We start from the raw sequence: 20,368 nt of genomic DNA, 5'->3' as shown, positions 1-20,368 counted from the left end.
ATCCCGTCATCAAGCGACAACTGGCGGGGAACGGAGACGGTGCGGCATATCCTCTTCTCCCCTCGGGCCCCGAGGGGAGAAGGGAGGATTCAGAGGCCGCATCCGTCCCTTCACCACGCCTGATCAGAACAACCCCTCGATAAAACCCTGCTCATTTAGAAAAATCCGCTCCGCCGACGGCGATTTCGGCAGGCCCGGCATCGTCATGATCTCGCCGGTGATGGCGACGACGAAGCCGGCGCCGGCCGAGAGCCGCACCTCGCGCACCGAAACGATATGGCCTTCCGGCGCGCCGCGCAGGTTCGGATCGGTGGAGAAGGAATATTGCGTCTTCGCCATGCAGACCGGCAGCTTGCCGTAGCCCTGCTCCTCCCATGTCTGCAGCTGATCGCGCACCGCCTTGTCGGCGGTCACCTCGCCGGCATGGTAGATCTTCGAGGCGACGATCTCGATCTTCTCGAACAGTGAAATGTCGTCCCCGTAGAGCGGCTGAAATTTCGCTTGACCCGATTCGGCCAGTTCCACCACCTTGTGCGCCAGTTCCTCGATGCCGGCCGAACCTTTGGCCCAATGCTGGCAGAGGATCGCTTCGGCGCCGAGCCGCGAGACGAATTCCTTCACCGCCGCGATCTCCGCATCGGTATCCGTGACGAAATGATTGATCGCGACGACGACGGGCACGCCGAAGCGGCGCACATTGGCAACATGGCGGCCGAGATTGGCGCAGCCCTTCTTCAGCGCCGCGACGTCCTCCGTGCCGAGATTCTCCTTCTTCACGCCGCCATTCATCTTCAGCGCCCGGATGGTCGCGACGATAACGGCCGCGTCCGGCTTCAGCCCGGCCTTGCGGCATTTGATGTTGAAGAATTTTTCAGCCCCGAGATCGGCCCCGAATCCCGCTTCCGTCACCACATACTCTCCGAGCTTCAGCGCCGTCTTCGTCGCCGTCACCGAATTGCAGCCATGAGCGATATTGGCGAACGGACCGCCATGCACGAAGGCCGGATTGTTCTCCAGCGTCTGCACGAGGTTCGGCTGCATCGCGTCCTTCAGCAGCACGGCCATGGCGCCGTCGGCTTTCAGATCGCGCGCATGCACCGGCGTCTTGTCAAAGCGGTAACCGATGATGATGTCACCGAGCCGCCGCTCCAGATCCTTGAGATCGGTGGCGAGGCAGAGGATCGCCATCACCTCGGAGGCGACGGTAATGTCGAAGCCGCCCTGGCGTGGAAAACCGTTGGCGACGCCGCCGAGCGAGGAGACCATGCTCCTCAGCGCCCGGTCGTTCATATCCATGACCCGCCGCCAGGTGATGCGGCGGATGTCGATATTCTCTTCGTTGCCCCAATAGATGTGGTTGTCGATGATCGCCGCCAGCAGATTGTGGGCCGAGGTGATCGCGTGGAAATCGCCGGTGAAATGCAGGTTGATATCTTCCATCGGCACGACCTGCGCATAACCGCCGCCGGCCGCCCCGCCCTTGACGCCGAAACAGGGACCGAGCGACGCCTCGCGAATGCAGACGATTGCCTTTTTGCCGATCCGGTTCAGCCCGTCGCCGAGGCCGACGGTCGTCGTCGTCTTGCCCTCGCCGGCAGGCGTCGGATTGATCGCAGTGACGAGGATCAGCTTGCCGTCCTTCTTGCCTGCCTGCGCCGCAATGAACTCGGCGCTGACCTTTGCCTTGTCGTGGCCGTAGGGGAGGAGCTGCTCGGCCGCGATGCCTAGCTTCGCCCCGATCTCGAAGATCGGCTTCTTGGCCGCGGCGCGCGCGATCTCGATATCCGATTTGATTGCTGGCATGGATGTTCCCCGTCCCGGCCCGCGCAGGCGCGAGGGCATTTGTCCTCGTCATTGAGATATCGAAATATCGGCAAGCTGTGAATAGCGCTCGCCTTGCGGCCACGCTGGATCATGGAAGGTATGGTGCGTAGATTCAAAATGTTACAGCGCCCTTTGCGCGTCTGATAAAACGCGCGGCGCTGTAGGGCATTGGAGACTTTCCTTCGCCTGTGGGCCACAGACATGGGAGCCGGGCTCTTCCCCATAAGGAATAACGCCATTGATGATGCCTAGCTCGAGCGCCTGAGAACGAAGCACAAGCTTTCGCTCAATTGATGTCGCGAGCATCATCGTCTCGTAGGTCTCGGCAGTGACGCCCATCTCATCGAAATAGGCGAAGAATTTCATGTATTCAAACGCCGTCGGTCTGACGAGGCCGATAGCGGAATATCCGACGATCCGCGGCGTTCCGCTCATCAGGACAAGAGTACAGGTCGAAAGGCAGTACGCACGGCCGGCAAAGACTTCGCCTTCAGTCAGTCCGCTTTCGGCGATGCTGGCTTTGCAACGCGGGTCCTGCTTCGGACAATTCGGCAACTGCGTTCTGCCGATCGACGTCTCCAGACCTGCAGCACGGATCAAACGCCCCATTGCAAAAGCCGCATCCATATCCCCGCCATTGGACTGAAGGACGATCGGGAGTTTCCTTTCGCCAAGCGCCTTCAGGATCGCTTCCAGCTGAGCCGGCGTATCCGGCGTGATGTCTCCATCCGCCGAAATCCATTGCGTGCACTCTTCCTGGCAATTGCCGTTGGACATCAGGAGAAAATCCATGGGCCGAGTTTTCGGCAGGCTCTCGCTTGCGCCTCCGGAGGCATTCTGCGCCGGTGCCTCGGATACCGGCGCCTCAGCCAGAGGCGGCTGGACCGCCCGATGTCCGTGGCAGACAGCCTCGGCGGCTGCATCCGGTGCGCAAAGCGGCATTCCCGGCCGCTCGCTGTAAGACAGCATGTCGGTCATGAGGCCTATTCGAATTGCCTCTGCGGGCGGCACGATCTTGATGCTGTCCGGCGTGGCGCTCATCATATGATCCACCAGATCCTTATCGACCCCCATCTCCTTCAAATAGGCCATTAGGGCGTTGCTGGCCTTCTTGCCGAGCTTGGTGGAGCTGCTCTGCCCGGCCGACTTGCGCCCGACTTCCTTGCGGGAGATTTCCTTCTTCTTGCCGTTCACGATCTTGTATTCGATACGGTAGGAAACGCGCACCCCGTTATAGATCGTCGTGATCTGGTGAACACCGATGAAAGCCCATTGTGACGCGACACGCGACGTGCCGCCCGCAAACGCCAGCGGGCAGGCGGAAAAGCAATATGCGCCGTCCGAATAGGTGTTACCAAGCGCGGTCCCGTCCTTTGCGATGGCGGCATCGCAGCGCAGATCGTCCGGCGGGCAATCCTTCAGCCTAGTGCCGCCTACCGCCGTTTCCAGACCCGCTTTGCGGATCATACGGCCCATCGCATAGGCGGCATCGACATCCCCGCCCTCGGAACGGAAGACGATCGGCGGCTTTCGGTTACCGATCTTCTTGAGGATTTTTCGCAGTTGCGCGGGCGTGTCGGAGGTTATGCGTCCCTCTGCCGATATCCATCCCGGACAGTCCTCCATGCAGAGGAGATGGTGCACGAGGATGAAGCGCATCGGCGGCTGCCCTGCCGCCTTCTGCCCGGCTGCCTGCGAGGTCGCGACATCGACCGGCAAGTTCAACAAAAGAAAAACAAGTACTGGCAGAGAAAACAGATGCTTAAAATGCAGGCTGGATGCAAAGCGCACGATTAAATCGCCTCAGTTATACATGATAATACGCCTATCAATTGCATCGTGCCGCAGCAAGCCAGTTTTGGCGCGTCTCGCCGCCCAGGCTCTTCCGGCCCGATTCTCTTCCTGCCCGGAGCAGCCGGTATCCACAGCTGTCCCGCCGCAGCAGAAGTCAAAGATACCACAACGCTACTTGCGCAAGCCGCAACTCAACCGAGGCGCGCGCAGTCGTGACTATTTCTGCGCCTTTCGACCTAATCGGCTTGAGATAAGGCAATTGGGGCTAGCGTCCGGCGGTGTTTGAGTATTTGATAGCGTTAACATTGAGGCTGCCGGGAGCGTACAAATGTCTTACATGACTACCTCTGAAAGACAGTCGTTGCTTTCGGCGGAACTTGCTGTTGCAGGAACACGCGGCCTGTTTGCACAAGGACTCGGCAGAGTCTCCGCGGCCTTCGGACTGTCCTATGCGACGCTGATGCACGCTCCCTCGCCGGAAGACCTCCTCCTGAAACCGCTGCTGATCGAAAGCTCGCTTCCCGCGGCCTATATCAGGGATTTCGATCGCGCCAACATGATGCGTGGTTGCCCTTTCGGCATACGGTTGAGGGAGTCAGCCGTGCCGCAGGCCTGGCACCTCAACGATGCCGTCAATGGACAGGCCTTTCCGGTCGAGCTGCGCGCCTTGATGCTGCGCCATGCGATACCTGCGGGCGTTGCAATGCCAACCATTGCAGTCGATGGCCGGCGCCTGGTCTTCTGGTTCTGCGGCGAACGTGCGGCGCTCGGCCAGAGCGAAGTCAACGAGCTGGCGATCATCATCCTGCATGCCCTCGACGCATTCAATGCGGTCAAGCGCAACGAGGAAAACGCGCACAATGCGCTGTCGGCGCGTGAACTTGAAGTCGTGCGCTGGACGGCACAGGGCAAGACCTCGATCGAGATCGGCCAGATCCTGACGCTCTCCGATCATACGGTGAATGCCTATATGACCAATGCGATCAAAAAACTCGATTGCGTCAATCGCACCCAGTTGGTAGCAAAAGCAATTCGATTGAAGCTGATCAGCTGAAAAATCAGAAGAGGGTCAGCACGTCGTCCCGTGAATTGGGGGAATCGTGTCTCTTCGCTTCGAACAGCCTGTCGTCGACAAGATAGCACAGTCCCGCGCCCATATCGGCATCACCGATGCGGAAATCGTTCAGATGATTGCTGCCTATCGCCTTTTCGGCTTCTGGCATCGACATCGAAACCGGACATTTCTTTGCAAGCGAGGATGTGCACGCGATCTTCGATCTTCCCTATAGCGACAGGCCGGTCAATCTGGCCGAACTGATGTCTCGAATTCACGCCGAAGACCGCAGCCTGATCGCTCAGACCTTCGAGGAGGCAAGCCTTCACGGCATCGGCTTTCGTTTCGTCTATCGCGTCGACGGCTCGGCGGTTACAAGTTGGTGCGCAGCATCGGCCGCTTCCGTGACGATGCCAGCGGCGGCGGCATCGTCGGCGTCACCTATGAATTCGTCGAGAAGCTGCGCGTCGTTGGCTTCGAGGTTCATGCGGCGCGCCGCTGACGCGCAACGCTCTAACGATCGAGCACCGACCGGATCTCGACGAGGTTCGAGCGCACCCTCAAGATATAGAAGCCCATGGTCGCGAGGTGGCTCGGCATGATCCAGCCGTCTTCGCGGCCGTTCGAGATGATCGAGGGCTGGATGCGCAGTGCCGCCTGGAACTGCCTCGTGGTGCCGCTCCAGATCGCGCCGAGATTGCGTTCCTGCACCACCTGCGAGAAATCCGCCTGCGCAGCGGTCAGGATGGCGTAATAGGCATAAAGCTGGCCGTAGGCGAACCAGAACCGATCGTCGGCACGCGTGTCGAACCAGCCGCGATTATGGTGTTCCGAGCGCTCGGCGAGCATGTCGGAGGTGGAGCCGAGATCGTTGGCGATGCGATCGATGAACTGCATCAGATTGTCGGCGCGGCCGTCGAAAATAACGTTGCAGGCGGACAGATCAGTATTGAACTTGCGTAAGCTGCCGATCGCCGAGCGGTAGTAGGAAGGCGTCGGCGTTTTAGGCCCGAAGGGATTGAGCCCGAAATACCAGCTATATTCGTCGAACTGCAGATTGCCGCGTGCGCTCTGCAGATCGTTGTTGATGCCAGACGTGCCGCGCACGCGCCCGAGTGTATCGACAAGCTCCGCCGAGGTACGCCGGACTGCCTGGTTGATGCCGCGCTGGAATGAGGCCTTGTTGTCGAGGAAGGGCGTGTGATCCCAGTCGATCCCGAAGAAGCCCATTTTGTAGAGCAGCATGGAAGAAATCCATGCGTTCTGGTTGACGTTGAAATCGGTAAGGTCAGCCGTGACATCGACAATGGCTGAGCGCTGACAGGTCTTGGTGGCCGCGCCGCTCGCGCCCTCGGCGGACGGCAGTTCCTGCCCGGCGGCAATCTTGCGTTCCGAAAACCGGTATTGGTCGACAAAGGCGGTGTTGAAGTTCGACCAGACCTGCGTCTGCCAGAAGAAATAGCCGTAAAGTACGGCGAAGAGCGCCACGAATGCGATAATCGGCAGCCGGATCAGCCAGCTCCGGCGCTGGTACCAGCCATGCGCGGCAAGAAAGGGCCAGAAGGCCCAAGCGAAAAACAGGCGGGCCCAGCGGCCGATCGTCTGGCCCATCAGCCTGAAAAAACCGGCTATCCGGTCAAGCATCGTCGTCTCCTGTCAGGCGAGGCGAACAAACAGCGCCGCGCTTTTTTAGGCGCGCTAAGGACGCTGTAGCACTTAGAGTTACTGCGCCGCCCCGCTGCATCCACATATGCGCTCGTCAGGCCGAGCACAACACGAGCGCCTCGATTTTTACGAATGAAAGCAGCGCGGACGGCGCGAGGCACGGATCAGGAACGCAGGAAAGGCAGGCTGAAGCGGAAGGACCTGCGAGCGGGATCGATGAGCGGCGCTCCCGGCGTTTCCGGCGCCGGCTCGGCATAGGCCGGAAACTTTCCGGCGACGTCGAGGTCGGCCCGGCTCTTGCGCCGCTCCAGATCCTGGGCGACCAGCATGCCCTTCTCGAACAGCCTGATCGGTGCTGCTATATCGGGGAAGAGCTCCGGCTTGATCCTGACCTTCATGCCCGGCCGGTCGGTATCGACCTGCGCCTGATAGATGATCAGCCGCTCCTCGACATCGATCATCAGCTTGCGCAGCAAGACGTTGCAGGCACCGATCCGGCCATTCAACGAATCGACGAAAGCCTGGAACAGGCCGATGAAGCGCTCGCGCCGCTGGCTGTCGTCCCGCATCTCGTGCTCCTCCGCGGAAATTTGTTCGGCCTCTGCCTTCAACGCCCGCCGCTCTGCCTCCATCTGTTCCCAGTGCGCCCTGTTGCCATAGACGCCGATACGGCCCTGCGTCGTCAGTGCTTTGGCGTTGAGCTCCTTCATCTTCAGCCGGGCGATGTCGATGGAATCGACCAGCCGGCGCCGTTGCTCGACAATGCGCACGAGACCATGTTCGGCTATCTTGTGGCGTTCGATGATAGAGGTGCGCTGGCTCACGATCAGCCTGGCGAGCGCGTCCGATTTCGCCAGGAGATCGAGCAGCCGCTCGATGACAGGCGCCTCGCGCACCCGTTCAGTATACATGCGCCACATCCGATGGCGTGATGTCCAGCCGGCCATTTTCTCGCGCAGCGTCAATCCGCGGAAACTGTCGAGATCGGCCGAAACCTCTGCCGTCATGCGGTCCAACGTAAAGACCAGCTCGGCAAGCAACGCATCGAGCGCCGCGCCATCGGCGATATGGGCCTGGAAACGCGCATTCTGTTCGAGAAAAACCTCGTCGGCCGATCGTGTTTCTTCGCTGTCAAAGCCGCGGATGCAGGCTTCGCAATAGGCTCCCTCGGCCGCAATCTTTTCGGCAAGGCCGCCTGCGGCTTCGTACTGACTGTCGAATGGCGGAGCTTTGCGCACCTCATCCCTCCGGAGAATCTCCTGCCCAAGCTAGCCGCTCCAGACGCCGAAGAAAACCGGCCCTGTCACCGCCTCACACCGGCTCGGCGATCCAGGCCCCGTTCATTTCGTCATCCCAGTGCCTGCGGCAGAGCGAGACATACTTCTCATTGCCGCCGACGTCGATCTGCGCGCCTTCATGCAGCACCTTTCCCTGCGCGTCCAGCCGCACCACCATCGTCGCCTTACGCCCGCAGTGGCAGATCGTGCGCACCTCGCGCATTTCGTCCGCGATCGCCAAAAGCTCCTGTGAGGCCGGAAACAGCTTGCCCTGAAAATCCGTCCTCAGCCCGTAGACCATGACGGGGATGCCGAGCCGGTCGACGATGCGGGCAAGCTGCCAGACATGGAGAGGCGTCATGAAATGCGCCTCGTCGACGAAGACGCAGGAGATCGGCGCCCCTTCGCCGCTCAGCGTCATGACCAGCCGGAACAGATCCTCGTCCGGCTCGAAGGGAATGGCGCTCGCCTCCAGCCCGATCCGCGAGCCGATGACGCCGCGGCCGGCGCGCTCGTCGAAGGCGGCGATCAGCTGCACCGTCCGCATGCCGCGCTCCTGATAATTATAGGAGGCCTGCAGCAGCATCGTCGACTTGCCGGCGTTCATCGTCGAGTAGTTGAAATAGAGCTTTGCCATCCGATTTCTCCTTGATCGGTTTATTGAAAGCTCGGATTGGCAAAGAAAAGCCCCGCAACGGCGATAATCACAGGAATTGACGCCCAAAACCCGCCGAAAGCCGCGAAAACCCGCGACTGCGAAAAATCTGCAGACGTCGCAATCGCACCCGTCGATACGACGCAAACACACTGAGGTCGCTTGTCAAACTCGGCTATTGGTGATTGGCTTGGGGACCTAAAGACTGGGAGTCTAAAATGAAAACAACAAGCACATTCAAACTCGTCACTGCAACTGCCGTCGCCGCCCTCTCCGTTGCGACCGCCGCTTTCGCCGCCGATCCAGACAGCTGCTCCACCGTCCACTTCTCCGACGTCGGCTGGACTGATATCACCGCCACCACGGCGACCGCATCCGTCGTCCTGAAAAGCATCGGCTACCAGACCGACATCAAGGTCCTCTCGGTGCCGGTCACCTACACCTCGCTGAAGAATAAGGACATCGACATCTTCCTCGGCAACTGGATGCCGACACAGGAAAAGGACGTCCGCCCCTATATCGATGACAAGTCGGTCGAATCCTTCGGCCCCAACCTCGTCGGCGCCAAGTACACGCTCGCCACCAACGCCAAGGGTGCCGAGCTCGGCATCAAGGACTTCAAGGATATCGCCGCCCATAAGGACGATCTCGACGGCAAGATCTACGGTATCGAGCCCGGCAATGACGGCAACCGCCTCGTCATGGATCTGATCGAAAAGAACACCTTCGGCATGAAGGATATGGAAGTCGTCGAATCCTCCGAACAGGGCATGCTCGCCCAGGTCGCTCGCGCCGAAAAAGCAGGCAAGCCCGTCGTTTTCCTCGGCTGGGAACCCCATCCGATGAACACCAACTTCAAGCTGACCTACCTCACGGGCGGCGACGACGTCTTCGGTCCCGACTTCGGCGGCGCCAAGGTCTTTACCAATGTCCGCGCCGGCTACCTCGGCGAATGCCCGAATGTCGGCGCCATGCTGAAGAACCTGACGTTCTCCCTCGACATGGAGAACCAGATCATGGGCAAGATCCTCGACGACGGCAAGGAGCCGGAAGCTGCGGCTACCGAATGGCTGAAGGCCAACCCGTCGGCGCTCGAGCCCTGGCTCGCCGGCGTCAAGACCCGCGACGGCAAGGGCGACGCGCTGGCGGCCGCCAAGACCAGCCTCGGCCTTTGATCGCATGAACGGGGCGGCTCGCCGCCCCGCTTCATTTTTGTCCGATTGTTAGTTTTTTCTGGATAGGCGCGCTCTTGAATTGGATCACCGACTCTAAGATTCCCATCGGCCCATTGGCCAAATCCTTCGTGGACTGGCTGACCTCGAATGGCGAATGGTTCTTCAACCAGCTTGCCTTTCTGCTGTCGCACGTCATCGACGGCCTGCTCTTCGTGCTGCAAAAGCCGCATCCGCTGATTGTCATCGCGGTCATTTCCGCCCTCGCCTTCTGGCTTCGGCGGTCGATCGCGATCACGCTCTTCACATGTCTTGGGCTGCTGCTCATCATGAACCAAGGATACTGGAAGGAGACGACGGAGACGCTCGCCCTCGTGCTCGCCTCCACCTTTGTCAGCATGGTGATCGGTATTCCGCTCGGTATCGCGGCCGCCCGCCGCGCCTGGGTCTACGCAGCCATGCGCCCGGTACTCGATCTGATGCAGACCATTCCGACATTTGTCTACCTGATCCCGGCGCTGATCCTCTTCGGCCTTGGAATGGTTCCGGGCCTGATCGCGACCGTCATCTTCGCAATCCCCGCTCCCATCCGGTTGACACGTCTCGGCATCATCTCGACGCCGCCCTCCCTTGTCGAAGCCGCGGTCGCCTTCGGCGCACGGCCGATGCAGGTGCTGCGCAAGGTCGAGCTCCCCTTCGCCGCGCCGCAGATCATGGCGGGCCTCACCCAGACCATTATGTTGTCGCTATCGATGGTAGTCATCGCCGCACTCGTCGGCGCCGATGGTCTCGGCGTGCCGGTCGTGCGTGCGCTGAACACCGTCAATGTCGCAAAAGGCTTCGAAGCCGGTCTCTGTATCGTCATCCTGGCGATCATTCTCGACCGCATGTTCCGCACGGCGGGTGAAGGAGACGGCGCATGACCGCGGTAAGCTTCAAGGATGTCAGTATTATCTTCGGCGACCGACCGGAAGCCGCCCTTGCCATGGCCGACCAGGGCAAAACGCGTGACGAGATCGGCGCCGCGACCGGCCTGGTGCTCGGCGTCGCCAATGCGTCGCTAACGATCGAGGAAGGCGAGATCCTCGTGCTGATGGGCCTTTCCGGTTCGGGCAAGTCGACCTTGCTGCGGGCCGTCAACGGGCTCGCTCCCGTGGTGCGCGGCGACGTCGCGGTCTCCACGACCACCGGCCTCGTCAACCCTTACAAATGCAATGCCAAGGCGCTGCGCGAACTGCGAACCCACACCGTCTCCATGGTGTTCCAGCAGTTCGCTCTCCTGCCCTGGCGCACCGTCGCCGAAAATGTCGGCTTCGGTCTCGAACTCGCCGGCATGCCTGAGGCCGAACGCAAGGCCCGCGTCGGCGAGCAGCTCGAACTTGTCAACCTGACGAAATGGGCGAACCGCAAGGTCAACGAGCTGTCAGGCGGCATGCAGCAGCGTGTCGGCCTTGCCCGCGCCTTTGCTACCGGCGCCCCGATCCTGCTCATGGACGAGCCGTTCTCGGCGCTCGACCCGCTGATCCGCACCCGCCTGCAGGACGAACTCCTGGAGTTCCAGCGGCGGCTGAAGAAGACCATTCTCTTCGTCAGCCACGATCTCGACGAGGCCTTCCGCATCGGCAACCGTATCGCCATCATGGAGGGCGGCCGGATCATCCAGTGCGGAACGCCGCACGACATCGTCAAGAACCCCGCGGACCAGTATGTCGCCGACTTTGTGCAGAACCTCAATCCGATCAACATGCTGACCGCCGCCGACGTCATGCAGCCCGGCCTCGGCCAGACGGCCGCCGGCATGAGCGTCAGCGCCACGGCCCGTGCCGCGACCCCGCTCGTCGATGTCCTCGATGTACTCGCCCGCCAGCCGGGCAGCATCGGCATCGTGGAAAACGGTACTGTCATCGGCACCATCACCGCCCAGGATATCGTCGCCGGCCTCACGCGCCATCGCCGCAAGGAGGACGCTTGATGTTTTCGATCCGCTTTGCCACAAAGCGGGTATGAAAGATCAGCCCTCGCCCTTACGCGAAACCGACGACGAGGCCCGCAGGCTCGCCCGCGTGCTGTTGCGCTCCGCACGGTACGCAGCGATTGCCGTTCTCGATCCCGACACCGGTTTTCCCTTTGCCAGCCGTGTCCTCCTCGCCACCGATATCGACGGCGTCCCCGTCATCCTGGTTTCGAAACTTTCGGCTCACACAAAGGCGCTCGCAAGAGACCCGCGCGCCTCGTTGCTGACCGGCGAGCCCGGCAAGGGCGATCCGCTTGCCCATGGCCGGCTGACGACCCAATGCATCGCGGAGCCGATTGAGCATGGTCATCGGTTTCACGAGCGCATTCGCACGCGTTTCCTCGATCGCCATCCCAAGGCAAATCTCTATATCGATTTCCCCGATTTCCTCTTCTTCCGTCTCAAACCGGAGCAGGCGAGCCTCAACGCCGGCTTCGGTCGCGCCTACCATCTCGACGGCGGGGATCTCATCATCCAGTCGCCGGCAAACGAAGAGATCGCCGCCAAAGCGGCCGAAACAGTGCGAGATTTAGTAGAACGCCATCCCGATGTGGCGGGAGCCCTTGCAGCGCGCTTAAAAGCCCCGAAATCGGCTTCTTGGCGCATCTGCGGCATCGATCCGGCGGGTTTTGAGATCATTTCCGGCGACTTTTTGCTGCGATACGAATTCGAAACGCTCGCTGTGGATTCCGATCACATTTGTTCAAACATATCTAAAATAGCATACTCGATACCTTAAATTTAGGTATATACAATCTTCGAGCCCAGTTGCTAATTTTGCCGCGGGCTCCGGCAGACAGCCCTTACCAGATAGATGATGTACGTTTCGCATTAGGAAGATAACAATATGGAAACCCCCGATTTGGCTGACCACACGAATGTGGCGGCAGCCCTATTGTCAGCCATGGCCAATCCCAAAAGATTGCTGATCCTGTGCAGCCTGGTGAAGGGCGAAGTCGCCGTCGGCGTGCTTGCCACACAAGTCGGCCTCAGCCAGTCGGCGCTTTCACAGCACCTTTCGAAACTGCGTGCGCAGAAGCTGGTCAAGACTCGCCGCGACGCCCAGACCATCTACTATTCGAGTACTTCCGAGCCTGTCATGAAGATCCTGGCGACGCTCGAAGACATCTACGTCGTTCCGAGCAGAAGCAGATCCGCAGCCTGATGATAGCGCTGACATAAGCGTTGGCCGCTGCCGCGCCGAAGGAAATGCTCACCGGAAGTCTCGGCAACGTATTCCAGCAGCTGAACTCAAAACGACCGGCAAATCTCGCGATTTGCCGGTTGTGCTTTTTTGTCGGGACATTTCTCGTTGACGCGTTGGGAAGCCCTGATAATTTGACCGGGCAGTAAAAATTCGGGCGACAAGCCCCCGGGAACGGGCCGCCAAGGGCCAGGAGAACAGCATGTCCAACCGCCTCAATGCACCGAACGATCTTCGTGCCTTTTGGATGCCATTCACGGCAAATCGCCAGTTCAAGAAGGAGCCGCGGTTATTCGTCGGCGCCAAGGACATGTATTATACCACCCATGACGGTCGTCAGGTGTTGGACGGCACGGCTGGCCTATGGTGCGTCAACGCCGGCCACTGCCGCCCGAAAATCACCGAAGCCATCCGCGAACAGGCGGGTGAACTCGATTACGCGCCGGCTTTCCAGCTCGGCCATCCCAAAGCGTTCGAACTGGCGAACCGCCTGGTCGATATCGCTCCGGAAGGCATGAACCACGTCCTCTACACTAATTCCGGTTCCGAATCCGTCGAGACTGCCCTCAAGGTGGCGCTTGCCTATCACCGCGTGAAGGGTAACGGTTCGCGTTTCCGCCTGATCGGCCGCGAGCGCGGCTATCACGGCGTCAATTTCGGCGGCATCTCCGTCGGCGGCATCGTCGCCAACCGCAAGATGTTCGGCACGCTCCTGACCGGTGTCGATCACATGCCGCACACCCACCAGCCCGGCAAGAACAACTTCACCCGCGGCGAACCTGAGCATGGCGGCGACATCGCCACCGAACTCGAGCGCATCGTCACGCTGCATGACGCCTCCACGATCGCCGCCGTCATCATCGAGCCGGTGGCGGGCTCCACCGGCGTTCTGATTCCGCCGAAGGGCTACTTGCAGAAGCTGCGCGAAATCTGCACCAAACACGGCATCCTTCTGATCTTCGACGAAGTCATCACCGGTTTCGGCCGTCTCGGCGCCCCCTTCGCCGCGCAATATTACGACGTCAAGCCCGACATGATCACCACCGCCAAGGGGCTGACCAACGGCGTCATTCCGATGGGCGCCGTGTTCGTCACCTCCGAAATCCATGACGCCTTCATGAACGGGCCGGAGCACATGATCGAGTTCTTCCACGGCTATACCTATTCCGGGAACCCGATCGCTTCCGCCGCAGCCCTCGCCACGCTCGACACCTATAAGGAAGAAGGTCTGCTCACCCGCGCCGCCGAGCTTTCGGATTATTGGGCCGACGCGCTGCATTCGCTCAGGGACTGCCCCAACGTCATCGACATCAGGAACACCGGCCTGATCGGCGCAATCGAACTCGACCCGATCGCCGGCGAACCGACGAAGCGCGCCTTCACCGCCTTCCTGAAGGCCTATGAGAGCGGGCTTCTGATCCGCACCACCGGTGACATCATCGCACTCTCCCCGCCGCTGATCATCGAGAAACAGCATATCGACGAGCTCTTCGGCAAGCTGCGGACCATCCTTCAGAACAACATCTGAAGACGCCCACGAGGCCCTCTACCAAAGACCCGCGATGGACAATGTTCTCGCGGGTCTTTTCGTCTGAAAATGCAAACCTCAGCTCACAGAAGCGACGGAAAGGCAGAGGGCGAACTTTTTCAGGAGCTGGCGATCAAAATGCCCCTCGGCGCCGAACATCCATTTCAGTGCCTGGCTGGCACTCCACGGCGCCTTATATGGCCGCACAGAGGTAATGGCGTCATACACATCGCAGATCGTGGCCATCCGCGCGTGGAGGCTCACCTCGCTGGCTGGCAAGCTGCGCGGATAGCCTTTGCCGTCGATGCGTTCGTGATGATTGAGGCAGACGTCGAGAACGATGTCCGACATGCCCTCCTGCTGCGACAGGATCGCGTGCCCCTTCTCCGGATGGCCCCGAAGCAAGCCGATTTCATCTTTTTCCAGAGGCCCTGCCTTGTTCAGCACCTCAAGCGGAACTTCAAGCTTGCCGACATCGTGCAGCAAACCCGCGGTGCCAAGCATCTGAATCGTATGCTCGTCGAGTGCGAGATGGCGGCTGAAAAGGATCATCAGCGCGCTGACCGAAATGGAATGCAGGAAGGTTACCTCGTCCTTTGATTTCAGGCGCGTGACGCTCAGAAACACCGCAGGGTTCTCATCCATCGACTTGGAGACGGACGAGATCACCGGCGCCACGCGATCTATGCTGACTCCATCGCCGTTCCGCAACTTTGCGAAAGCCTCTTCCAACAACGGTACTGATTTCTGAACGGTCTCGCGCGCGGCCTGAATGTCGATCTCGACGTCACGGCTCGGCAGGCCGTTGGTATCGAGCCCCTTGCTGGTATTGATGACGACGCCGGCAGTGCCGCATTTACGAATTTTTGCAGCATCAATCTCCCGCCGCAGGGAAAATCTGCGCTTGGACAAAAACGGATCCTGCCACAGGCCCTCGATAACCTCCACAAACATTCCGATACACACCTGACCGGCGTCGATACGCTTGAGCATCAGATCTCTGTTTCCCGATAGGTCTATCTAATTCTTTGTATAGTTCTCTTTTTCAATGCGGCGGTATTCGGGGTCTCCTGGATACTACTGCCATTGGCCAAACTAACGGTTAATAGGAAAGTTAAAGACAACCTTATGGATGTGATTTTGTCCGGAGGCAGGTCGTGACCATTCGCCGCCTCGCCTCTGAAAACCACGGAAAAACGAAGGAAATGATCCGTCCGACTGAGTTTTCGGCTGGATCGGCCGAATTTTTCTTCCATTTTGTTATGAACTTGCGCAATCTCATCAAAATTTCTAGAAATCTTGCCATGAGCCCTCCCCGAGTCAAACATGGCCGGCGGGTTCGCTGATCGCACCGTTACCGATCGTCCTTGGCGCAGCCTCTGGAGGCTGTTGAATGATCGGGAAAGCCGGCGCGGCACATCATCGCGGGTCGACGACCCCATCCAAGGAGACAGACAATGACCCTCAAGACATTGACGGCGACCCTCGTCGCGTCACTCGCCTTTGCGCCCTTTGCTCATGCCGATATCACCATTGGCCTGATCGCGCCGCTGACCGGTCCCGTCGCCGCCTACGGCGACCAGGTGAAGAACGGCGCTCAGACTGCCGTCGATGAGATCAACAAGAAGGGCGGCATTCTCGGTGAGAAAGTCGTGCTGGAACTGGCCGACGATGCCGGCGAACCGAAGCAAGGCGTTTCCGCCGCCAACAAGGTTGTCGGCGACGGCATCCGCTTCGTCGTCGGTCCGGTGACATCGGGCGTTGCGATCCCCGTGTCGGATGTTTTGGCTGAAAACGGCGTGCTGATGGTCACCCCGACCGCAACAGCTCCCGACCTCACCAAGCGCGGCCTCACCAACGTGCTGCGCACCTGCGGCCGCGACGATCAGCAGGCCGAAGTCGCCGCCAAATACGTGCTGAAGAATTTCAAGGACAAACGCATTGCCATCGTCAACGACAAGGGCGCCTACGGCAAGGGTCTTGCCGACGCCTTCAAGGCGACGCTGAATGCCGGCGGCATCACCGAAGTCGTCAATGACGCGATCACCCCTGGCGACAAGGATTTCAGCGCGCTCACCACCCGTATCAAGTCCGAAAAGGTCGACATCGTCTATTTCGGCGGCTACCACCCGGAAGGCGGCCTGCTCGCCCGCCAGTTGCATGATCTTTCCGCCAATGCGATGATCATCGGCGGCGACGGCCTCTCGAACACCGAATTCTGGGCGATCGGCACCGATGCGGCAGCAGGCACGCTGTTCACCAATGCTTCCGATGCCACCAAGAACCCGGACTCAAAGGCTGCCGCCGAAGCGCTTACCGCCAAGAACATTCCAGCCGAAGCCTTCACGCTCAACGCCTACGCCGCGGTCGAAGTTTTGAAAGCCGGCATCGAAAAGGCCGGCAGCGCCGAGGATGCGGAAGCCGTCGCGGCCGCTCTGAAGGGTGGCATGGAGGTTCCGACCGCTATCGGCAAGCTCACCTACGGCGAGACCGGCGACCTGACCTCGCAGAGCTTCTCGCTCTACAAGTGGGAAGGCGGCAAGATCGTCGCTGCGGAATAAACCAAGATATAGAGATTGCAACCGGGCGCTATAAGCGCCCGGTTTCGTCTGTGGCATCGCATGTCGCTGCAGATCGGTTATAAGTTCCGGAATCGGTTGCAATGTGAGCGGTGCCATGACCAGCAGACTCGAACGTCTCATCGACCAGGGTGTGGGCCGTGTCCCCGCCGACATCGTGCTGAAGGGCGGCAGCTTCTTCGATCTCGTCACCGGCGAAATCGTCCGCTCCGACATCGCCATCGGCGCCGACCGCATCGTCGGCACCGCGGGCGACTATGCGGGCGAGACCGAGATCGACATCTCGGGCAGGACAGTTGTTCCGGGCTTCATCGACACACATCTGCACATCGAATCCTCGCTGGTGACGCCGCACGAATTCGATCGCTGCGTCTTGCCCTATGGCGTCACCACCGCCATCTGCGATCCGCATGAGATCGCCAATGTGCTCGGTGCCGAGGGCATCGAATTCTTCCTCGAATCCGCGCTGGAGACGATCATGGACATCCGCGTCCAGCTCTCTTCCTGCGTGCCGGCAACGCATCTTGAAACTTCGGGCGCCGACTTGCCGATCGAGCGCCTGCTGCCCTTCCGCGATCATCCCAAGGTGATCGGCCTTGCCGAGTTCATGAATTTCCCCGGCGTGATCCACAAGGATTCCGTCTGCATGGCCAAGCTCGACGCCTTCCAGGGCGGCCATATCGACGGCCATGCGCCGCTTCTGTCCGGCAAGGATCTCAACGGTTATCTCTCGGCCGGCATCCGCACCGAGCATGAGTGCACGACCGCAGCCGAAGCACTGGAAAAGATCCGCAAGGGCATGCACATCCTGGTGCGCGAGGGCTCGGTTTCCAAGGACCTCGCCGCGCTCATCCCGATCATCACCGAGCGGCTTTCACCTTACCTCGCGCTCTGCACCGACGACCGCAATCCGCTCGATATCGCCGAACAGGGCCATCTCGATCATATGATCCGCACGTCGATCGCCAGCGGCGTCGAGCCGCTCGCCATCTACCGCGCCGCCTCGATCTCTGCCGCCCGGGCCTTCGGCCTTAGAGACCGCGGCCTGGTGGCCCCGGGCTGGCGCGCCGATCTCGTGGTTCTCGACAGCCTGCAAAGCTGCCGTGCAGAGATGGTTTTTTCCGCCGGCCGCCGCGTCACCGACGCACTTTTTGCGACGCGCAAACCGGTCGCCCTGATCGGTCTCGACAGCGTCAAGGCCCGGCCGGTCAATGCCGCCCATTTCGGAGTACCGGTCGCCGAGGGCGAAACATCGGTCATCGGCGTCATGCCAGGCAAGATCATCACCGAGCATCGCCGCTACCGCCTGCCGGCCAAGGGCAACGAGACGACGGTCGATCTAACCAACGACATCATCAAGGTCGCCGTCATCGAGCGCCACGGCAAGAACGGCAACCATGCCAATGGCTTCGTCCAGGGCTTCGGCCTGAAGAAGGGTGCGATCGCCTCCACCGTCGGACATGACAGCCACAATATCTGCGTCGTCGGGGTCAATGAGGATGACATGGCGCGCGCCGCAAATCGCCTCGGAGAGATCAAGGGCGGCTTCGTCGTTGTTGAGGATGGCAAGATCACCGGCGAAATCGCCCTACCCGTCGCCGGCCTGATGAGCATCGAGCCTTACGAGACCGTGCGCGACACGCTGCACCATCTGCGCCAGGCCGCGTTGGCACTCGGCGCCACGCTGGAAGAGCCCTTCCTCCAACTGGCCTTCCTGCCGCTGCCCGTCATCCCGCATCTGAAGATTTCCGACCGCGGCATGGTTGACGTGGACAAGTTCGCGCTGATCGGGTGAGTAGCGCCGGGGTTGGGAGTGCTTACTGCCAGGCCTCGGGCAATTCACTCTCAACAGGTTTCGCAACGGGCACCTTCCCGAGCAGCTTCGCGAGCCTACCAACCCGCGCACAAAACCCGTCCAGCGCCGCAAGCGTCACCGCTCCGGCACCCTCCACAGCCTCGTATCCCGGCATGGCCAACGGCTCTCCGAACACCATACCGTCAGGCAGGCGGAATTCCGCCGGTTTGCGCGTCAGGTTGAAAACGAACAGCAGTTTCTCTCCGTCCTTTTCGCGGGTGAAGGCGAGCAGATCCTGATTGGTGCCGATGAAGGTCATCTCGCCGTCAACAAGCGCAGGGTGGCTCTTCCGGAAGGCGAGCGTCCGGCGGTAGTGGTGCAGCACCGAGCTGTCGCTATCCTCCTGCGTATCCACGGAAAGCGCAGCCTGCTCGTAAGGCACCGGCAGCCAGCTCTTTTCAGCCGAGGTGAAGCCCGCATGCGCCTTGCCGGCTTCCCAAGGCATCGGCGTGCGGCATCCGTCGCGGCCCTTGAAGGCAGGCCAGAAGCGGATGCCGTAGGGATCGCGCAGATCCTCGAAGGCAAGCTCCGCTTCCGGCAGTCCGAGCTCTTCGCCCTGATAAAGGCAGATCGAACCACGCAGCGCCGCCAGTACGGAGATCGCGAGCTTGGCGATGACGGGCCGCTCCTCCTCGGTCAGCGCAAACCGGCTGACATGACGCATGACGTCATGATTGGAGAAAGCCCAGCAGACCCAGCCGTCGGTCACCGATTTCTGGAAGGCTTCGACGCAGCCCCGGATATGCGCGGCGGTAAAATCGGGCCCCAGCAGATCGAAGGTGTAGCACATGTGCAGCTTGTCGTCGCCGCTCGTATAGGCGGCCACCGTCTTCAGCGAGCGCGCGCCGTCGCCGACTTCGCCGACGGTCGTGCGATCCTCATAGCGGTCGAGCAGCGCCCGAAAGTGCTTGAGGAAGCCGATATTTTCCGGCTGCGTCTTGTCGTAGAGGTGGTTCTGCATGCCGTAAGGATTGGTGTCGGGCGCATCGAGGCCCCCATCACTGGTATCGGGCTCGTGCGGCGGATTGCTTCTGAGCTCTCTGTCGCAGAAATAATAGTTGACCGTGTCCAGCCGGAAGCCGTCAACACCGCGGTCGAGCCAGAACTTCACCGTCTCCAGCACCGCCTCCTGCACTTCTGCGCTATGGAAATTGAGGTCAGGCTGCGAAGTCAGGAAATTGTGCTGGTAATATTGCCGGCGCACGCCGTCCCATTCCCAGCCCGGACCGCCGAAGATCGACAGCCAGTTGTTCGGCGCCGTCCCATCGGGCTTCGGATCGGCCCAGACATACCAGTCGGCCTTCGGATTGTTCCGGCTCGCCCGGCTCTCGACGAACCAGGGATGCCGGTCGGAGGTGTGCGAGATCACCTGGTCGATGATCACTTTGATGCCGAGCCTGTGCGCCTCGGCCATCATCTCGTCGAAGTCGGCGAGCGTGCCGAAAATTGGGTCGACATCACAATAATCGGAAACGTCATAGCCCATGTCGGCCATTGGAGACTTGAAGAAAGGCGAAAGCCAGATCGCGTCGACGCCAAGGCTGGCGATATGCGGAAGCCGGCGGGTGATCCCCTTGAGGTCGCCAAGCCCGTCGCTGTTGGTGTCCTGAAACGAGCGCGGGTAGACCTGATAGATCACCGCTCCGCGCCACCAGTCCGCATTCCCGCCTGCCTGCAATGCCATCGGCTACGTCTCCTGCCTTGTTCGCGCTCGCCACACTAAAGCGGACGAAACAAAAGACAACCA

The 20,368-nt window shown here is 60.6% G+C and carries 17 protein-coding genes and 1 pseudogene; 11 read left to right on the top strand and 7 right to left on the bottom strand.

Annotation, left to right across the window (positions count from 1 at the left end):
* Positions 1-123 precede the first annotated feature (123 nt).
* Positions 124-1,803 carry a formate--tetrahydrofolate ligase gene (locus tag GGD53_RS04870; RefSeq protein WP_184454084.1) on the bottom strand — a complete coding sequence of 560 codons (1,680 nt, stop codon included), beginning with the start codon at positions 1,801-1,803 and terminating at the stop codon, positions 124-126.
* 141 nt (positions 1,804-1,944) lie between these two features.
* Positions 1,945-3,615, bottom strand: a complete 1,671-nt coding sequence (locus GGD53_RS04865; protein ID WP_184454082.1) for a hypothetical protein — start codon at positions 3,613-3,615, stop codon at positions 1,945-1,947.
* 331 nt (positions 3,616-3,946) lie between these two features.
* Between GGD53_RS04865 and GGD53_RS04860 the strand changes: the two genes are divergently transcribed.
* Positions 3,947-4,672, top strand: a complete 726-nt coding sequence (locus GGD53_RS04860) for a helix-turn-helix transcriptional regulator (protein WP_184454080.1) — start codon at positions 3,947-3,949, stop codon at positions 4,670-4,672.
* A 46-nt stretch (positions 4,673-4,718) separates the two neighbouring features.
* Positions 4,719-5,174, top strand: a pseudogene (locus tag GGD53_RS04855) (diguanylate cyclase).
* 11 nt (positions 5,175-5,185) lie between these two features.
* Here the strand turns inward: GGD53_RS04855 and GGD53_RS04850 are convergent.
* From GGD53_RS04850 to GGD53_RS04840, 3 genes are all read right to left on the bottom strand, one after another.
* Positions 5,186-6,316, bottom strand: coding sequence for a DUF2333 family protein (locus tag GGD53_RS04850; RefSeq protein ID WP_184454078.1), 1,131 nt, complete (start codon positions 6,314-6,316; stop codon positions 5,186-5,188).
* Positions 6,317-6,501: 185 nt separating this feature from the next.
* On the bottom strand, positions 6,502-7,575 hold the full coding sequence (locus tag GGD53_RS04845; RefSeq protein WP_184454076.1) for a hypothetical protein: 1,074 nt from the start codon (positions 7,573-7,575) through the stop codon (positions 6,502-6,504).
* Positions 7,576-7,648: 73 nt separating this feature from the next.
* Complete coding sequence (locus tag GGD53_RS04840) at positions 7,649-8,251, bottom strand: thymidine kinase (RefSeq protein WP_011426320.1); 603 nt, start codon at positions 8,249-8,251, stop codon at positions 7,649-7,651.
* A gap of 236 nt (positions 8,252-8,487) precedes the next feature.
* On the opposite strand from GGD53_RS04840, the gene GGD53_RS04835 reads away from it, so the two are divergent.
* The 6 genes from GGD53_RS04835 to GGD53_RS04810 all read left to right on the top strand — a co-directional run bounded on the left by GGD53_RS04835 (position 8,488) and on the right by GGD53_RS04810 (position 14,187).
* Positions 8,488-9,444, top strand: coding sequence for a choline ABC transporter substrate-binding protein (locus tag GGD53_RS04835; protein ID WP_184454074.1), 957 nt, complete (start codon positions 8,488-8,490; stop codon positions 9,442-9,444).
* A gap of 74 nt (positions 9,445-9,518) precedes the next feature.
* The gene (gene choW, locus GGD53_RS04830; protein ID WP_088393198.1) at positions 9,519-10,364 is read left to right on the top strand and encodes a choline ABC transporter permease subunit; all 846 of its coding nucleotides are present in this window, start codon (positions 9,519-9,521) and stop codon (positions 10,362-10,364) included.
* Entirely contained in the window at positions 10,361-11,413 is a 1,053-nt protein-coding gene (gene choV, locus GGD53_RS04825) for a choline ABC transporter ATP-binding protein (RefSeq protein WP_064804161.1), read from the top strand. Before choW ends, choV begins: the two co-directional genes overlap by 4 nt.
* Before the next feature lie 31 nt (positions 11,414-11,444).
* Positions 11,445-12,194, top strand: a complete 750-nt coding sequence (locus tag GGD53_RS04820) for a HugZ family protein (protein ID WP_184454072.1) — start codon at positions 11,445-11,447, stop codon at positions 12,192-12,194.
* A gap of 108 nt (positions 12,195-12,302) precedes the next feature.
* Positions 12,303-12,620, top strand: coding sequence for an ArsR/SmtB family transcription factor (locus GGD53_RS04815; RefSeq protein ID WP_184454070.1), 318 nt, complete (start codon positions 12,303-12,305; stop codon positions 12,618-12,620).
* A 241-nt stretch (positions 12,621-12,861) separates the two neighbouring features.
* Positions 12,862-14,187 carry an aspartate aminotransferase family protein gene (locus GGD53_RS04810; protein ID WP_064804165.1) on the top strand — a complete coding sequence of 442 codons (1,326 nt, stop codon included), beginning with the start codon at positions 12,862-12,864 and terminating at the stop codon, positions 14,185-14,187.
* A gap of 78 nt (positions 14,188-14,265) precedes the next feature.
* On the opposite strand, the gene GGD53_RS04805 is transcribed toward GGD53_RS04810, so the two are convergent.
* Entirely contained in the window at positions 14,266-15,180 is a 915-nt protein-coding gene (locus GGD53_RS04805) for an HD-GYP domain-containing protein (RefSeq protein ID WP_184454068.1), read from the bottom strand.
* Between the two features lie 164 nt (positions 15,181-15,344).
* On the opposite strand from GGD53_RS04805, the gene GGD53_RS04800 reads away from it, so the two are divergent.
* The 3 genes from GGD53_RS04800 to ade all read left to right on the top strand — a co-directional run bounded on the left by GGD53_RS04800 (position 15,345) and on the right by ade (position 18,561).
* On the top strand, positions 15,345-15,533 hold the full coding sequence (locus GGD53_RS04800) for a hypothetical protein (protein ID WP_184454066.1): 189 nt from the start codon (positions 15,345-15,347) through the stop codon (positions 15,531-15,533).
* Positions 15,534-15,644: 111 nt separating this feature from the next.
* A complete protein-coding gene (locus GGD53_RS04795) occupies positions 15,645-16,748 on the top strand; it encodes a branched-chain amino acid ABC transporter substrate-binding protein (protein WP_184454064.1) in 1,104 nt (367 codons plus the stop codon).
* A 115-nt stretch (positions 16,749-16,863) separates the two neighbouring features.
* The gene (ade, locus tag GGD53_RS04790; protein WP_184454062.1) at positions 16,864-18,561 is read left to right on the top strand and encodes an adenine deaminase; all 1,698 of its coding nucleotides are present in this window, start codon (positions 16,864-16,866) and stop codon (positions 18,559-18,561) included.
* 22 nt (positions 18,562-18,583) lie between these two features.
* Here the strand turns inward: ade and GGD53_RS04785 are convergent, their stop codons facing one another.
* Positions 18,584-20,305 carry an alpha-glucosidase family protein gene (locus GGD53_RS04785; RefSeq protein WP_184454060.1) on the bottom strand — a complete coding sequence of 574 codons (1,722 nt, stop codon included), beginning with the start codon at positions 20,303-20,305 and terminating at the stop codon, positions 18,584-18,586.
* Positions 20,306-20,368: the final 63 nt, after the last annotated feature.

It is taken from the genome of Rhizobium aethiopicum (assembly GCF_014197535.1).
Taxonomy (GTDB): domain Bacteria; phylum Pseudomonadota; class Alphaproteobacteria; order Rhizobiales; family Rhizobiaceae; genus Rhizobium; species Rhizobium aethiopicum_A.
The sequence above is the reverse complement of the archived record's forward strand: the minus strand, read 5'-3'. Positions and strand labels throughout refer to the sequence as shown.

Excerpts from the sequence above, each read along its gene's own strand:
- GGD53_RS04850 (WP_184454078.1), bottom strand. The coding sequence starts at position 6,316 with ATGCTTGACCGGATAGCCGGTTTTTTCAGGCTGATGGGCCAGACGATC.
- GGD53_RS04785 (WP_184454060.1), bottom strand. The coding sequence starts at position 20,305 with ATGGCATTGCAGGCAGGCGGGAATGCGGACTGGTGGCGCGGAGCGGTG.
- GGD53_RS04815 (WP_184454070.1), top strand. The coding sequence starts at position 12,303 with ATGGAAACCCCCGATTTGGCTGACCACACGAATGTGGCGGCAGCCCTA.
- GGD53_RS04870 (WP_184454084.1), bottom strand. The coding sequence starts at position 1,803 with ATGCCAGCAATCAAATCGGATATCGAGATCGCGCGCGCCGCGGCCAAG.
- GGD53_RS04810 (WP_064804165.1), top strand. The coding sequence starts at position 12,862 with ATGTCCAACCGCCTCAATGCACCGAACGATCTTCGTGCCTTTTGGATG.
- GGD53_RS04840 (WP_011426320.1), bottom strand. The coding sequence starts at position 8,251 with ATGGCAAAGCTCTATTTCAACTACTCGACGATGAACGCCGGCAAGTCG.
- GGD53_RS04805 (WP_184454068.1), bottom strand. The coding sequence starts at position 15,180 with ATGCTCAAGCGTATCGACGCCGGTCAGGTGTGTATCGGAATGTTTGTG.
- GGD53_RS04835 (WP_184454074.1), top strand. The coding sequence starts at position 8,488 with ATGAAAACAACAAGCACATTCAAACTCGTCACTGCAACTGCCGTCGCC.
- GGD53_RS04795 (WP_184454064.1), top strand. The coding sequence starts at position 15,645 with ATGACCCTCAAGACATTGACGGCGACCCTCGTCGCGTCACTCGCCTTT.
- GGD53_RS04820 (WP_184454072.1), top strand. The coding sequence starts at position 11,445 with ATGAAAGATCAGCCCTCGCCCTTACGCGAAACCGACGACGAGGCCCGC.
- choV (WP_064804161.1), top strand. The coding sequence starts at position 10,361 with ATGACCGCGGTAAGCTTCAAGGATGTCAGTATTATCTTCGGCGACCGA.
- ade (WP_184454062.1), top strand. The coding sequence starts at position 16,864 with ATGACCAGCAGACTCGAACGTCTCATCGACCAGGGTGTGGGCCGTGTC.
- GGD53_RS04860 (WP_184454080.1), top strand. The coding sequence starts at position 3,947 with ATGTCTTACATGACTACCTCTGAAAGACAGTCGTTGCTTTCGGCGGAA.